Annotated in this window: 13 protein-coding genes; 1 reads left to right on the top strand and 12 read right to left on the bottom strand. The window is 38.1% G+C overall.

Going from position 1 to position 14,151, the window contains the following annotated elements; translation table 11 throughout:
- Positions 1 to 210: 210 nt before the first annotated feature.
- From ESP02_RS06630 to ESP02_RS06580, 11 genes are all read right to left on the bottom strand, one after another.
- Positions 211 to 1,521: a glycoside hydrolase family 28 protein gene (locus ESP02_RS06630; protein ID WP_002373251.1), complete on the bottom strand. Its 1,311-nt coding sequence runs from the start codon at positions 1,519 to 1,521 to the stop codon at positions 211 to 213.
- An 11-nt stretch (positions 1,522 to 1,532) separates the two neighbouring features.
- On the bottom strand, positions 1,533 to 2,951 hold the full coding sequence (locus ESP02_RS06625; RefSeq protein ID WP_002297765.1) for an MFS transporter: 1,419 nt from the start codon (positions 2,949 to 2,951) through the stop codon (positions 1,533 to 1,535).
- A 240-nt stretch (positions 2,952 to 3,191) separates the two neighbouring features.
- Positions 3,192 to 4,760, bottom strand: a complete 1,569-nt coding sequence (locus ESP02_RS06620; protein ID WP_002373248.1) for a glycoside hydrolase family 43 protein — start codon at positions 4,758 to 4,760, stop codon at positions 3,192 to 3,194.
- A gap of 3 nt (positions 4,761 to 4,763) precedes the next feature.
- Positions 4,764 to 5,174: a DUF4064 domain-containing protein gene (locus ESP02_RS06615; protein WP_002373246.1), complete on the bottom strand. Its 411-nt coding sequence runs from the start codon at positions 5,172 to 5,174 to the stop codon at positions 4,764 to 4,766.
- Positions 5,171 to 6,094 (bottom strand): pectinesterase family protein, encoded by a 924-nt coding sequence (locus ESP02_RS06610; protein WP_002373244.1) that lies wholly within the window; start codon positions 6,092 to 6,094, stop codon positions 5,171 to 5,173. Before ESP02_RS06610 ends, ESP02_RS06615 begins: the two co-directional genes overlap by 4 nt.
- Entirely contained in the window at positions 6,091 to 6,969 is an 879-nt protein-coding gene (locus ESP02_RS06605; RefSeq protein ID WP_002373242.1) for a dienelactone hydrolase family protein, read from the bottom strand. Before ESP02_RS06605 ends, ESP02_RS06610 begins: the two co-directional genes overlap by 4 nt.
- A complete protein-coding gene (locus tag ESP02_RS06600; RefSeq protein ID WP_002373241.1) occupies positions 6,956 to 8,293 on the bottom strand; it encodes a glycoside hydrolase family 28 protein in 1,338 nt (445 codons plus the stop codon). Before ESP02_RS06600 ends, ESP02_RS06605 begins: the two co-directional genes overlap by 14 nt.
- Positions 8,294 to 8,295: 2 nt before the next feature.
- Positions 8,296 to 9,399 carry a glycoside hydrolase family 105 protein gene (locus tag ESP02_RS06595; protein ID WP_038399120.1) on the bottom strand — a complete coding sequence of 368 codons (1,104 nt, stop codon included), beginning with the start codon at positions 9,397 to 9,399 and terminating at the stop codon, positions 8,296 to 8,298.
- Positions 9,400 to 9,472: 73 nt separating this feature from the next.
- Positions 9,473 to 10,981, bottom strand: coding sequence for an extracellular solute-binding protein (locus tag ESP02_RS06590; protein ID WP_002373239.1), 1,509 nt, complete (start codon positions 10,979 to 10,981; stop codon positions 9,473 to 9,475).
- Positions 10,947 to 11,639: a YesL family protein gene (locus ESP02_RS06585; RefSeq protein WP_002373238.1), complete on the bottom strand. Its 693-nt coding sequence runs from the start codon at positions 11,637 to 11,639 to the stop codon at positions 10,947 to 10,949. The genes ESP02_RS06590 and ESP02_RS06585 overlap by 35 nt, the downstream gene beginning before the upstream one ends.
- Before the next feature lie 21 nt (positions 11,640 to 11,660).
- A complete protein-coding gene (locus ESP02_RS06580; protein WP_002373237.1) occupies positions 11,661 to 12,635 on the bottom strand; it encodes a sugar ABC transporter permease in 975 nt (324 codons plus the stop codon).
- Between the two features lie 297 nt (positions 12,636 to 12,932).
- Between ESP02_RS06580 and ESP02_RS06575 the strand changes: the two genes are divergently transcribed.
- Positions 12,933 to 13,805 (top strand): carbohydrate ABC transporter permease, encoded by an 873-nt coding sequence (locus ESP02_RS06575; protein WP_002329939.1) that lies wholly within the window; start codon positions 12,933 to 12,935, stop codon positions 13,803 to 13,805.
- Between the two features lie 200 nt (positions 13,806 to 14,005).
- Here the strand turns inward: ESP02_RS06575 and ESP02_RS13480 are convergent, their stop codons facing one another.
- Positions 14,006 to 14,140, bottom strand: coding sequence for a hypothetical protein (locus ESP02_RS13480; RefSeq protein WP_002373233.1), 135 nt, complete (start codon positions 14,138 to 14,140; stop codon positions 14,006 to 14,008).
- Between the last annotated feature and the right edge of the window lie 11 nt (positions 14,141 to 14,151).

The following is a 14,151-nucleotide window of genomic DNA, read 5'->3' as shown; positions in this document are numbered from 1 at the left end:
TTTTTTGGAGTTTTTTTCGATAGGATCAAGCTTCTCAAGCTGTTCTTTTTTAACGACTCAGTTATCTTATCACGTCTTAAAACATGTGTCAACTCTTTTTCGGAATTTTCACAAAATGTTTCAATCAAATGCGACAACGTTGTTTAATATATCATTAAAAAAAATAAAGGTCAAGCTAAAATAATATTTTAGTTTGACCTTATTATAATTTCAACGATTGTCAAAAGTATTGTTTGCAACTGTGTTCCCTGTTTCTATTGATAGGATACAGCTTTCGAAACATAAGTTTTGAACTGCTTCGATTCGTCCAAATTCTTTTGCAGTTATTGTACAATGAGTAAAGCAGACATCTTCTATAGGTTTTTCAGGAAATGCTACCAAGTCAAAAGCCCGAGAAGGAAGTGGATAGCCTGGAGAAAGACTTGCCTGTACATTTTTGACATGTATGTCTCTAACTTTTGTCATTTGTTTTGATTCAGGTATTTCTTCAGCCACTGCTTGCCAACTGTCTGGCATTCGTTCAAGGTCATTGCTATTTTTTCTATTATATTCATTATGCCAGTCCATTATCCAAGAAAACGGAAATTGTACATCCATCATATTCAGGTTTTCTACCCTGATATTTTCAATCACTCCCCCTCTTTCTCTTGAAGATTTCATTCGAATACCACAGTCTGACTGAAAAAAATTGATATCATGAATATACACATCACTAACTCCAGCACTAACTTCGCTACCAATAGTTACACCGTAACCTGAACGAATGTTACATCTCGCAATCTCGATTCTTGAAGATTTTCGATTGACTCTTGCACCGTTCCCGTCCCTGCCAGATTTAATAGCGATACAATCATCACCACAGGCCAAATCACATTCATAGATACGCACATCTGTTGAAGAATCAATATCAATCCCATCTGTACTTGGCCCATCATTATGACGGATGATTACTTTTTCTACTAATACATCGTTAGAATAAGTGATCTGCAGGTTCCAAAAACCTGATTTTTGAAAAATCAAATCACGAATGACAACATGTTCTGCATGATACAGTAAACACGCGCGCGGACGCTTAATAGCATAATCTGCAATCCAACGCAGTCCCTTTCGATCATATTCAGCTCTTGTTCCGCTTTTTTGGTCTTTCCCCCAATATAGTTCCCACCAATGCTCTCCTTGTCCGTCAATTATTCCTTTTCCTTCTATAAGAATATCTTTTGCTGAGAGAACATTCAAAACCGCTGCTGGCCATTTCATTTCTATTCCAGCAACTCGTGTATCAATCTCTGGAAATGCTTCGATCTCTGTTTTTCCCTTGAGAACAGCCCCTTCTTCGAAGATAAGATGGCTCTTATCTTTTAAAAAAAGTGCACCGACTAAATAAATACCTTTTGGAATAAATACGGGCAAGTGTTCTTTTGCACCTTGATTGATTGCCTTTTGCAGCATTACTGTATCATCTTGTTGAATGTCGTTTGTTTTAAAGTCTAAAGCATTGATGAACTCTTTTTTTGTCTGCAATACTTTTCTCCTTATCTTTCATTGATTTTTTTTAATTCTTCACCAATAAACACAGTTTTCGAACGATTCAGCGGATACCCTACTAACAAAATGATTGCGGATACAAATAAACAGAATGCTGGTAGCAAGTTTGCCATCGTATAAATTCTTTCTTGTACTAAAACTGATTGGATGGCCCCACCTGTTGTAGACGATTGGTAACCAATGAGTGCTAGCATAAATCCTCCGACTGCTCCTGCGCATGCTTGTCCTACTTTTCTCGCAAAAGAATTCACTCCGTATACTGTTCCATCTTCTCTTAAGCCTGTCTTATATTGATGATAGTCAATCACGTCAGTAATAAATGCCCAGACCATCAAATTGAATAAACCAGATCCTAAAGTAGCAATAAATAAAAGAATCAGATATACCCATGCATTTGTTATATGAAGGAAATACATCAGCAAGTACATACATGAAGAAGCGAGTAACGCAAATACGCTTGCTTCCTTTTTACCAAATAATTTTGTCAGCTTTGTAGCAAATGGTGCTAAAACTACTACTGTTCCGTAAGTAAATAAAAGAGCAACAGACATTGCTTGTTTATTATGGAAGTAATCATTAAATAAATAAGTCATATTCGTCCCAGCTAAAATCTGATTGATCACAATGAAAATGTCAACAATGACTAAAATAATCAGTGCTCGGTTAGCCAATAAACCTTTTACCAACTGAGAAGCAGACACTTTTTCGTTTTTGACAACTCTTACTCGTTCAGTAGTCAATTTACAAGTCAGCATGTATGCGACAAATGCAATTGCCGCACATCCGATGGAAATCCAAAAGAAATGATTCCCCGAAACGACTTGCTGCCCACTCTTGTTATGGGTGTACATTAAAATCGGGATAAAGAACCCTGTAGTTGACCCGCCAATCGCAGAACCAATGCTTCGGAATGTGGATAACGAGGTGCGGTCATTAGGATTTGAACTAATGGCTGCTGCCATTGCTCCGTAAGGGATATTGATTGTTGACAGAAAAATACCATAAACAATATATGAAACAAAAATATATGCAATCTTCACCGTCATTGGAAGATGTTGGACGAATGGTAAAAACAAAATGACTGTCACTAAGCAAAATGGATATTTCATTTTTCTGATCCAAGGAATAAATCGGCCAGCTTCTGTTAACTCTGAGACATCGCATAATCTTCCAACCATCACATCAGCAAACGCATCCAAAATTCTCGAAATCAAGAATAACGTACCTACGATTGCTCCTGAAACACCAAGAACATTCGTGTAATAAATCATCAAGAAACTATTGACCAAACCTAAAATAAAACAGTTACCTAAATCACCGAACATGTAGCCTATCTTATCGGAAATCCCAAATTCCTTTTTTTCTTTTTTTACTGTATTTGCTGTAACAGCATTTTGTGAAAGCATTTGAATTCCTCCTACCTCTTCTAGTAAACGTTTTCAAAATTATAACTCTTTTTTTCTTGTTTTGATATTCACAATATTGACTTTTTATTGCACTATCTTGACAGAGAAAAAACAAAAATACGTTTAAAAACATTGGCATAAAAGGGCATTAATATTATTTTCATAACATCATAGATAAACAAAAAGATTCACTAACTAGCAAAAACAAGTTAGTGAATCTCTATTTATTAGAGAGCTAGGTCATTCATGATCTTTTCCATCATACTTAAAAAATTCAAAGTCAGCATAACTTCCTCTTTTTCTATTTAAATCATGTACGACTATCCCGATAAAATTCCCCGTAAATCCACCTGAGAGTATACACATGTTTTTTTGTAGACCTACTTCCTTCCATTCTTCAGATGGTGCGTCTTTCAAATAAAACTGTGCTGTCTCTTTCTTTACGGCTACTTTCAAGAAAGTCTTCTTTTCTTTGAGTGGAATCCTCCAATCTTCTATTTGTGCAACTCCGTTTTCTGATTCTATCATACGAAGACATTTTCCCTTGTTTTCATCCCAAGTAACATAGCAATAAATATAATTGGATTCATTTAAGTACAATACCAGTCCAGCCATCTGATTAAAATTATTAGGTGTATATTCAAATGCTGTCTCCGCATCAAAAGTAAAATCCGTTTGCCGAATAGCTAATAAGTGATGGTCAAAGGTAGATTGAAGGGATTCACCGGCAATCAGTCGTAAAAAACCAGGTCTAGTTTTTGTATCACACCAATCAACCCTTGGCAAAATACGTCTGGCATTCCAGTTCTTTTTTAGCTCTCCTTCGAATGTATCCATAAACTGATGATTTCTCTCTTGTTGTACCTCTTCATTCGTCTCAATCATTATTTCTTCCATTGGAGTTGTCTGGTTATCTTTAAGCCTTAACCAATCGTCGGACGTCCAATACACTTCTTGGATAGCGGTTTCTCTTCCCAAAATAGCCGCACCGTTTAATGGTCTGGTACAAAGATATGTCATGTACCATTTTCCTGACGGGGTTTGTACTAAGCTCCCATGTCCTGTACATTGCAATGTAGAAGCAGGTTTGTCACTAGCTGTCAGCATAGGAAAACCAGGATCAAGCTCGTAAGGACCAGTAATATTCTTTGCTCGGCAGACTGTGACTGAATGTCCTCTTCCTGTACCGCCTTCTGCCGTCATCAAATAATAATACCCGTTACGAAAATACAAATGCGGTGCCTCCGTTTTCGCTAATTCTGTACCTGCAAATATTTTATAGATGGGACTATCAAGCTTCTTCTTCTCTGCATCATATTCTTGCAATACGATACCGCTGGATTTATTCGGTGTGTCCAGACGATAATCCCATAATTCATTGACAAGCCATTTTTTTCCTGTTTCCAAATCATGAAACAAAGAAGGATCAAAACCGTTGCTATTTAAATAAATCGGTTCGGACCAAGGTCCTGTGATCTCAGATGCAGTAATCAAGTAATTGTGGACATCTTTAAACGGACGGCCTGCACTTTTGACCTCTGTGTAAACAAGATAGAACAATCCGTCAGCATAACTGATTTGCGGTGCCCATATGCTTCCGTTTGTAGGATTTCCTTGCAAAGATACTTGAGTGGTCAAAATATCCGTTGTATGTGACCAATTGACTAAATTCTTCGACTCATATACTCGAATTCCTGGAAGCCATTCAAAAGAGGAGACAATAATGTAATACCGGTCTTTCGCTCTTAAAATATTAGGATCTGGATTGAACCCTCTTAAAATAGGATTTTTCACTTTGATAGTCTGCATGATTCAGGCTTCCTTTCTCATTCTTACTCGATACAAACTGAATGCCCCAGCGGCAAAATAAAAAAATGCAAAAGGAAACGCAATAAACTGAGTGCCGACCAACAATATAACTCCCGTTATAAAATACAAACCAGTGGCAGTTGTTAAGTATTTTCCTTTAGCCGTCAAAAATAGTGCTACTGCTAAAAAAGCAAGTGAAATAAACAACACAACGGCAAACAGACCAGTCATGTCCTGTAATAGCTCAAATGTATTTTCTAAAGACAAAGTTGGATGATCGACAGCAAGCGACTGATAACTTTTTTTAAACTCTGACGCAGACATATTACTTAAAGTAACTGCTAATCCGCCAAAGAAAATCAGAGATAGGCTGCCACCGATCATTCCTAGCAATAGTTCCCATTTTCTTTTCATTTCAGAACCCCCTGCTTTTCTAAATAGATCCATTCAGGTCTTTTGATTGGTGTTTCATAATTGTTATTTCGTTCAGAGAATTTGGCAGTCTGTTCATTTTTCTTGTCATCCCAATTATCCCAACCAGTTGGGTGAACATGCCCACCTATCTTACACGCTTCAAACACGACATTTGCATACGGGCGCCACGGTCTTCCTAAATAGACGTTTTTAGTATCAGGCTCTGCAGTCAAGGTACAGCTTTCAAAACGATACCCTGATTTTTGATTTTTTGGCGTAGATGCTGCTGTGATGTATCCAGGATTTTTACTGGCTAAGCTATGGATACGGCACTGGCGAAAAACTGCATCTGCCCCACCAAATATGAAATCCACCGTTCCTTCAATCCAGCAATATTCATAGGTCTGACGACAATAATCAGGATTGGCAGAAGCCGGTGTACAAAAAGGCGTACCATCTTTTTGCAAGTCAGGCAACGGACCCGTGCATAAAGTATCCTGATAACCAGTTAGTCGACAGTTTTTTAATAATACGCGATCTCCTGAATTGAATAAAGCAACAGCTTGACCTACTTTTTCTCCTGGACCTGCTGTATTTTCGATGTGAAGATTTTCTAATACGACATTCGATCCTTCTAAGAAAAAAGTAGCACTTCGGAAAGTCCCTAACTGGCTACCGTCAAGATACTCCTGTTTTGCAAAACGATTACCGGAGATCACTACTGTTCCTGTTCCCACAAGTTTAAAATTGGATAATCTGCTTTCTATATATTCATCATATCTTCCTTCTTTTACTATCAAGACCTTTGGATGGCTATCCGGCAGGCCTGCCAAATAATCGATTCCTTCTTGAATAGTTTCAAAATCCGTCGGGGTATCTATAGAATTTTTTCCAATTATCAGTTTGTCTTTCATCCTCATAAATGCTCCCTTATGAATTGTTTCCAAATGTTTCTCATTTCTTGTGTTTCCATATGACCGCCTGTTAAAGAAAAAGAAGAAAAGTTTTCTGGACTACCCATTGATCGATACTTTTTGTCCAGCCCTTTTCTCAGCTTCAGTACGCCTTCGTCCAAGCACATCGTATCGTTTTTTCCAACTAAGCTAAGACGAGGGCGCGGAGCGATTTTTTCTTGGATTGCTAACGTTGTATAAGCTGTCAGCAGGTTTGGCACATAATAATAAAACCCATGATGATCTAGGCGACGATGTAGCAAAAGTGTTTCGATGTCCACCTGTGCCGCTAGATCAATACAAACTTTGACACGAGAATCCAATGCCGCCACCCACCAGCTTAATAAGCCTCCCATAGAAAGACCAATCGTTGCGATCCGTTGAGTATCTGTGTCTTCCCTTGTCTCCAAATAATCGATCAAGCTGATCACATCATAAATACGCATTCCCCATAACGTTTTTCCTGTTAATAAAAATTGTTTGAACAACTCGCTTTCGGAAATACCTCCGCGTTCTTCAAATCCCCAAGCATCAATCGACCAAACAGCATACCCCATTCCTGTCAGTACTTCTGCAAAAGATGGAGAAGCTAAGTAAGGAGCACCATGGATCAATTCACTTTTCCCGACTGAAAAATCTCCGCCGTGAGAATGCAGGTAAAGGACCGTCGGAAACGGTCCTTCTTTCTCCGGGTAAGCATAAAGTGCTGGTACTGTTTCCAATTCATTTAAGTACAGTTGATAATATTCAAGCATAAACCCATTTTGTTTTTCTCGGTATAATCGCTTTCCACTAGGAGTAAGTCTGCTAGATGGATCACCTAAAAAGTCATTCAACTGCATAAGCAAAGTTTTTACGAACAACCAGCTCATCCATATTTTCCGATTGAGTTGACCGGAATTTCTCAATACTGATTTCTTTCGTATTTTCTAATAGAAATGCTGGTCCTTCATGATTCTCAATCGTCATTTGATTAAAGGAAACCTTATCCGCAAAACCAATGTAAAATCCTTGCTTGCTCATTTCCTCTATCCCTGTCATCATAGCAGGGACACCGGGAACTGCATCTTGGGCCATTGAAACATCAATATTGTCAAATGTGATTTCTTGTATAAATTGTTCTGCTAATCCATAAATAAATCCTGCAGAAGCATGGACATTCCTTGCCGTGATATTCGAAAAATGGATCCTTCTGAATGCTGGTGTCCGCTCATCTATCGGATAAGCCGTTTTTTCCCATACATATGGTTCTTTTCCTCGCGGACCGCAGAAATAATAAAGATTCAGTATAAATGGACACATCACATTATCCATGACTATATTGGATACTCGAATATCTTCAACGATCCCGCCTCGACCTCTTCTAGATTTCAATCGTATTCCTCGATCAGTTTCTTGGAAGATACAATTGGAAATGGTAATATTACGTATACTACCACTCATTTCACTTCCTAACACGACCCCTCCGTGTCCATGGACCATCGTACAATTTGTGATCGTGATATTTTCACAAGCAATCCTTTCGTACGTATCTTCAGTCCCCGCTTTGATTGCGATACAGTCATCTCCCACGTCAATATGGCAATTACTAATACGCACATTTTTGCAGGATTCTGGATCGATTCCGTCTGTATTTGGTGAATCCGCTGGGTTCAAAATCGTCAAGTTGTCAAACGTCGCGTTGCTACAAAGAATTGGGTTGATCGTCCAACTTGGTGACTGGATCAGTTTGATATCTTTCACAGTGATTCGATGGCAATTATGGAAACTCATCAATTTAGGACGTGGATAAGCCAGATTATCTGGTTCGTTTCGGAAAGTATGCCACCATTTTTTTCCATTTCCATCTAATGTACCGAAACCAGTGACAGAGATGTTCTCTACATTTTGAGCATAGATACAGGAAGCATAGACTTTTCGATGGACTCCTTCCCAACGTGAATGAACAATAGGATAATCTTTTGGATCGTCAGAGAATTTCAAAACCGCCCCTGCGCTCAAATGAAGTTCTACATTGCTTTTTAAAAATAAAGCCCCTGTTAAAAATTCACCTGCTGGCACAACTACGGTCCCACCACCTGCGCTTGCTGCTGCATCAATCGCTTGTTGTATTGCTTCAGTATTCAATTCATCAATTGATGCACCAAATGTCAAAATATCATACATATTTATAATGCCTCCACTTCGATCAATGCTTGCAAAAATGCACCGACACCTTTTTGATCATTACAAATAATCGGCTCACTGATGTAGTAAGCGTATGAACCATCTCGCTGTTCTGCTCCGCCTAACCCTGCTACTTGACAGTTTTTGTTCAAGTTCAACCAGCCTTCTTTTGTTTCAAGAACAAATTCATCGAGTAGTCCTTGATGAGATTTTTTCACTTGCGGCAGCCACTCTTCTTTGTTCAGCAAGCCTAAGCGTATCCCTTTAGCCATTGCGTAAACAAACATACTACTGCCAGAAGCTTCCAGATAATTTCCTTTCCGTTTTGTTTCTGTTGTTACTTGATACCATGTCCCACTGTTTTCTTCTTGATACGGAAGTAATGCGGACAATGTCTTTTCTAAAATTTCCTTCAGCAAAGAACAATCCGTTTCCGCATGAAGCAATTCATAGGTATCTGCCGCAGCCATCAGATACCAGCCAATCGACCGACTCCAGAAATGATGAGATAAACCTGTTTCTGGGTCAGCCCATGGTTGGACTTTCTTTTCATCCCATGCATGGATTAGTAAATTTGTTTTTGGATCGAATAAATGTTTATAGCTGATTTCAAACTGTCTCAAGACATCTTGGTAATCTTTTTCCTCACTAAAATTCTGGATAAATTCAGCATAAAAAGGTGATCCCATATATAATCCATCTAACCAAATTTGATAAGGATAAATTTCTTTATGCCAAAAAGCCCCTTCGGATGTGCGTGGATGGTTTGCCAACTGCTGGGAAAGGAGTTCTGCTGCTTTTTTATATTTTTCTTCGCCTGTTTCTTTGTACAATAAAAAGAAAAGCTTTCCTGTATTTACATGGTCGATATTGTATTCTTCAACGCTGTAGCCACGGATCGTTCCATCTTCTTGCACGAAATAGTCGATATTGTCTTTTATGAAATCAAAATAAATTTTTTCTTGGGTTTGTTCCCAAAGTAATTGGAACCCTTTAAGTACGACACCATAGTCATAAGACCATTTTCCTTTATACCACTTTTCTTCATATAAGCGAGGTGTTCTTTCCATGATGCTTTTTGCTAATTTCTTTGACCAGTTTTCCATTATTTGCTCTCCTTTAAAAATTAAAATAGGATTTGGGACAAATACCAAGAAGTATTTGTCCCAATCGTCTATATTACTGTGCCGCTGCTTTGTATGCTTCCTCGTACTCTTGTGTGATTCGATCGCCTCCCTGTGCTTTCCAGTCTTCTACAGCTTTCTTGAATCCTTCTTCGTCAAGCTGTCCCATGATGTATTGCACCGTAGCATCAATGACGATTTTTTCAATTTCTGATCCTACTTCATTGTTCGTCGGTGAATCCAATGGCACAGAAGGATCCATTACAGCGAATTCTTCGTTTTCTTTGATCAATTGATTCGACAATTCTTTTTCAGGATCTGCATCTTTGAAAGAGAACGTCACTTCACTAGGCCGAGAACTTGATAGCGGTTGCACTTCTTGTTGCCAAAGATCCATATCGATAAATTCAATAGAACCATCATCATTCAATTCATAATGCGTTCCTTCAATACCACCAGTCATCAATTTATACATATCTTCTTCTAGAAGATCATCAACAAATTGCAGTAATTTCTTCAATTGTGCTTCGTCTTTTACTTGGGATTTAGGGAATGCTAGCAAACCGCCAATACCATTTCCTTCTGACCAAACATGATAGCCGCCGCCTTCACCATCTGAGATCTTGTTTACAGGAATCAACTCCATATCATCTTGAATGCCTTGTCCCATTGTCTTCAAGTTCTTGATGTCCACCATTCCAGTGTAGATTCCTGTTCTTCCTTGTGCAAATTGTTCTTGTTGGTCCGTTTTTTGAGTAACCGCAAAGTCTTGAGCTAAATAGCCATTCTCAAATAGATCTCTTGAGAAGTTCAACGCTTTCATGTATTCTTCTGTATCAAATTCTGGAGTGAATTTGCCATTATCGTCTACAGCCCAACCATTCGGTGCTCCAAAATAAGAAGTGAACAGCTTAAAGCTGGTATAACGAATATCACTAGGCGCACGATCACCAAAACCAACTGTATCATCCACACCATTTCCATCTGGATCGTTTTCTGTAAATTGTTTAGCTACTTCGTAAAGTTCATCCATCGTAGTTGGAACATCTAATCCAAGATTATCCAACCAATCTTTTCGAATGACTAAACCAGCACGAGCATAGTCCTTTTGCATTGGCACGCCATACAGTGCTCCGTCGATACTTGCAGCTTCGATCCTATCCTCAGAGATTTGACTTAAGTTTTTATAGTCTTTTAAATATTCCGATACATCCCAGAATACGCCTGATTTCAACGCATTTCGGACAGAAGAGTTTTTCAGCATAGCAATTTGAAGTGTAACGATATCTCCTAGTTCGTCAGAAGCCAATGCAGTTGTCAGTCTTTCTTCTTTTGAAGCATCAGGAATCCAATTGAATGTAAGTTCCGTATCGGTTTTTTCTTCGATTAGGTTCACGATTGTGTCAGTTGGTGGTGAAGCATGGTGTAAAATATTCAACCAAGTGATTTTTGCTTTCCCATCTTCTGTCTCTGAAGAACTGTTGTTTGAACTGTTGCCGCATGCGGCAAGTGCTAGAATTCCTGCAAAACTAAGACCTAATTTTACGAGCGTTGCTTTTTTCATAAATTTTCTCCTTCACTGTTTTAATGATATTTTTGTTTTCTTCTGTTTTTTCTGTATATGAGTTCTTCCATTCCAAATGACAAAATATAGAATTTGCTGTCCACGTGACTGCGGAAAAGAAGAGACTGCCACCGATAAAGGTTAAAACACCTGGCATTGTTTGGATGATCATCAGGTAAATCCCCACCATACTTAGGATCAACACTAATGAATAATGAAGATGAGAGAATCCGAACAAAAATGCCATTTTCATTTTGAAAAAATATCCTTTCCAATCATAGTGAGCCATGATTGGAAAAATATAGAGTGCTGAGAGCAAATACATGAACGCAGCAATATACAAAGCAATTCTAAGATACCAATTGTGTATGAAAGAAAGATCCACAAGTAAAACAATTCCGATGACACCGTATATCCAGCTCATCAGTAAGGTTTCGCGATAGTTTTCTTTAAAATATGAGAAGTACGTTTTCGTCAAAGGAAATGTTTCTTTTGTGCGTAGCCATTTTCTAATCACTGCAACCATTGCATAAGATGCAGGACCAAAAGTAAAAATCCCTAGTCCTGCAATGACCAAACCACCCCACAGAAAATTCAAATAAACCAACTGTAAAATACGATTTAGCCTTCCATTTATTTTATCTAATGACTGCAGCATGTCTTTCCCTCTCTTTCTAAATTAGTAAACGCCGTCTTCTCCTAGCTTTTTGGCGATCTTATTAGCTAAAATTACCATGAATAATCCTACGACCCCTTTAAACAATCCCATTGCTGTACTGAAACTTAATTGTCCATTCTTCAATCCAGCTGTATAAATGTAGGTGTCGAAAATTTCTGCAACACTTCGATTCAATGAATTCAATAACAAGTACATATGCTCGAAACCTAAGTCCAGTGTCTGACCGATTTTTAGAATCAGCAAGGTAATGATTACTGGACGAATTGCCGGTAATGTAACATGCCATGTTTTTCGCAAGCGTCCTGCTCCATCCATTTCAGCTGCTTCATATAACTGTGTATCTACTGCAGTGATCGCTGAAAGGTAGATGATCGTAGACCAGCCCAACTCTTTCCAGATTACTTGTCCAATATAGACTGTTCGTGTCCACTCAGGAGATGTCAGAAAACTGATTTTTTCAAAACCCATCGTTGCAAGGAATTCATTCAATACCCCTCCGTCAACGTTCAAAAATACATAAGTAATCGAAACGATGATTACCCAAGACATGAAATGAGGGATATAAATGATCGTTTGAATCCCATTTTTCAGTCGCTTGTTCGTTACTTCGTTTAATAGTAGGGACAAAACAATTGGCATCGGAAAAAACACAAAGATATTTAACCCGAACAAGATCAAAGTATTCCTTAATAAAGTAAAGAAAGTCGGCTCTGTAAACAAACGAATGAAATGTTTGAATCCCACCCAAGGACTGCCCATTATCCCTAAAAATGGTTGATAATCTTGAAAAGCAATAACGAGCCCTCCCATAGGAAGATACCTAAAGATCAGGAAATAAAGGACCCCCGGCAGAATCATCACGTATAAAAATTTATTCGTTTTGATTCCTGCAATTATTTTTTTTCGTCTTCTGAGCTTTTCTTCTTTTTTCGATAGCGTCAGTTGAAATGGTTCTTGTTTCTTTACACTTTCCATAAGCCCCTCCTTAGTTTTGTGAATGTTTGCTGCTTATGTCTTTATGATAGATAACTATCCGAATTACGTATATAATCATTTTCATCGCATGTAAAAACGCTTACACAACAATGATTTTTATACTCGCAAAATATAAAAGTATATTTCTTCACAAATAAGATACGCCTACTAACTATTCTATTTTTTTCTATCTGACACTTAACGTAGGAAATGATTATATACGTAATCTTTCACCGATGATAAATTGAATACATAGAAACAGAACTTTTAATTTATTTTGAGGAGGAGCCTATCTATATGAAAAAGAAAGTCTCTATAGGAGAAAGAAGTTTTACATTTTTCAACAATACGTTTCTAATCTTGCTAGCTTTGATCTGTATCGTGCCTTTTTTAAATATCATCGCTACATCTTTCGCTTCTACACAAGAAGTCGTCGCGAAAAAATTTATCCTTTTCCCTACCACCTTTTCTCTAGACGCGTATCGCTATATTCTATCTACGCCAACTATTTTTAGAGCACTTGCTGTTTCGATTGGCGTTACCGGGGTTGGAACGATCGTCAGCATGTGCGCAACTTCACTGATGGCATACGGACTTTCCAGAAAGTACTTGTTTGGTCGAGGATTCGTCAACTTTCTTGTTGTATTTTCTATGTTGTTCAGCGGGGGAATGATTCCCACATTCTTGGTTGTTCGTTCTCTGGGACTGGTCAATTCTTATTGGGCAATGATCTTACCTGTAGCTGTTAATGCAATGAACATGATCATTATGAGAAACTTTTTCCAAGCCTTGCCGGATAGTTTGGAAGAATCGGCAAAAATGGATGGTTGTACAGATTTTGGTGTATTTTTCAAAATCATGCTACCATTAGCGTTACCGTCTATTGCTACTATCTCACTTTTTTATGCTGTTACTTACTGGAACACTTATATGACCGCTATTTTATATATCAACGATTCATCTAAATGGCCGATACAGATTCTTTTACGTCAGATCGTCATTGTATCAAGCGGGATGCAAGCAGAAAGTAGTGCCGTTGATGTGATTCCACCAGCACAAACAGTTAAAATGGCTGTTATCGTTATTGCAACAGTCCCTATGCTGATTGCTTATCCTTTTGTTCAGAAATACTTTGTCAAAGGCGCACTCGTAGGTTCTGTTAAAGGTTGATTATGTATGGAACATAAAATGGAGGTTGTGAAAGAGACGTTCAGCCTTATTGTTTATAAGCTGTCTCTTGAACACCGTTTATTCGCAAAAAGGACTGTGACAAAGCTTTGGTCACAGTCCTTTTTGCGTGCTTAGCCTTGAAATTTAACTATCCATAAAGACAAATATTAAGGTTATTCACCTTTCTTTTATTGCTTGAATCAGATCACAAGAAAAACAGCCTCTTGATTAAACGGCGTTTGTCTTGTTGATTCTGCGGCAATAAAATCAGCCAGCCACAAAACATGAAATGCTGTTTTTCGCTGTCCTCTTTTATTGCTTGAATCAGACCACAAGAAAAACAGCC

Origin of the sequence: Enterococcus sp. NBRC 3427 (assembly GCF_007996925.1) — a bacterium.
GTDB lineage: Bacteria > Bacillota > Bacilli > Lactobacillales > Enterococcaceae > Enterococcus_B > Enterococcus_B lactis.
The sequence above is the reverse complement of the archived record's forward strand: the minus strand, read 5'-3'. Positions and strand labels throughout refer to the sequence as shown.

Bases quoted from the DNA above. Each gene is read 5' to 3' on its own strand.
- ESP02_RS06625 (WP_002297765.1), bottom strand. From the start codon at position 2,951: ATGCTTTCACAAAATGCTGTTACAGCAAATACAGTAAAAAAAGAAAAA.
- ESP02_RS06620 (WP_002373248.1), bottom strand. From the start codon at position 4,760: ATGCAGACTATCAAAGTGAAAAATCCTATTTTAAGAGGGTTCAATCCA.
- ESP02_RS06615 (WP_002373246.1), bottom strand. From the start codon at position 5,174: ATGAAAAGAAAATGGGAACTATTGCTAGGAATGATCGGTGGCAGCCTA.
- ESP02_RS06610 (WP_002373244.1), bottom strand. From the start codon at position 6,094: ATGAGGATGAAAGACAAACTGATAATTGGAAAAAATTCTATAGATACC.
- ESP02_RS06605 (WP_002373242.1), bottom strand. From the start codon at position 6,969: ATGCAGTTGAATGACTTTTTAGGTGATCCATCTAGCAGACTTACTCCT.
- ESP02_RS06600 (WP_002373241.1), bottom strand. From the start codon at position 8,293: ATGTATGATATTTTGACATTTGGTGCATCAATTGATGAATTGAATACT.
- ESP02_RS06595 (WP_038399120.1), bottom strand. From the start codon at position 9,399: ATGGAAAACTGGTCAAAGAAATTAGCAAAAAGCATCATGGAAAGAACA.
- ESP02_RS06590 (WP_002373239.1), bottom strand. From the start codon at position 10,981: ATGAAAAAAGCAACGCTCGTAAAATTAGGTCTTAGTTTTGCAGGAATT.
- ESP02_RS06585 (WP_002373238.1), bottom strand. From the start codon at position 11,639: ATGCTGCAGTCATTAGATAAAATAAATGGAAGGCTAAATCGTATTTTA.
- ESP02_RS06580 (WP_002373237.1), bottom strand. From the start codon at position 12,635: ATGGAAAGTGTAAAGAAACAAGAACCATTTCAACTGACGCTATCGAAA.
- ESP02_RS06575 (WP_002329939.1), top strand. From the start codon at position 12,933: ATGAAAAAGAAAGTCTCTATAGGAGAAAGAAGTTTTACATTTTTCAAC.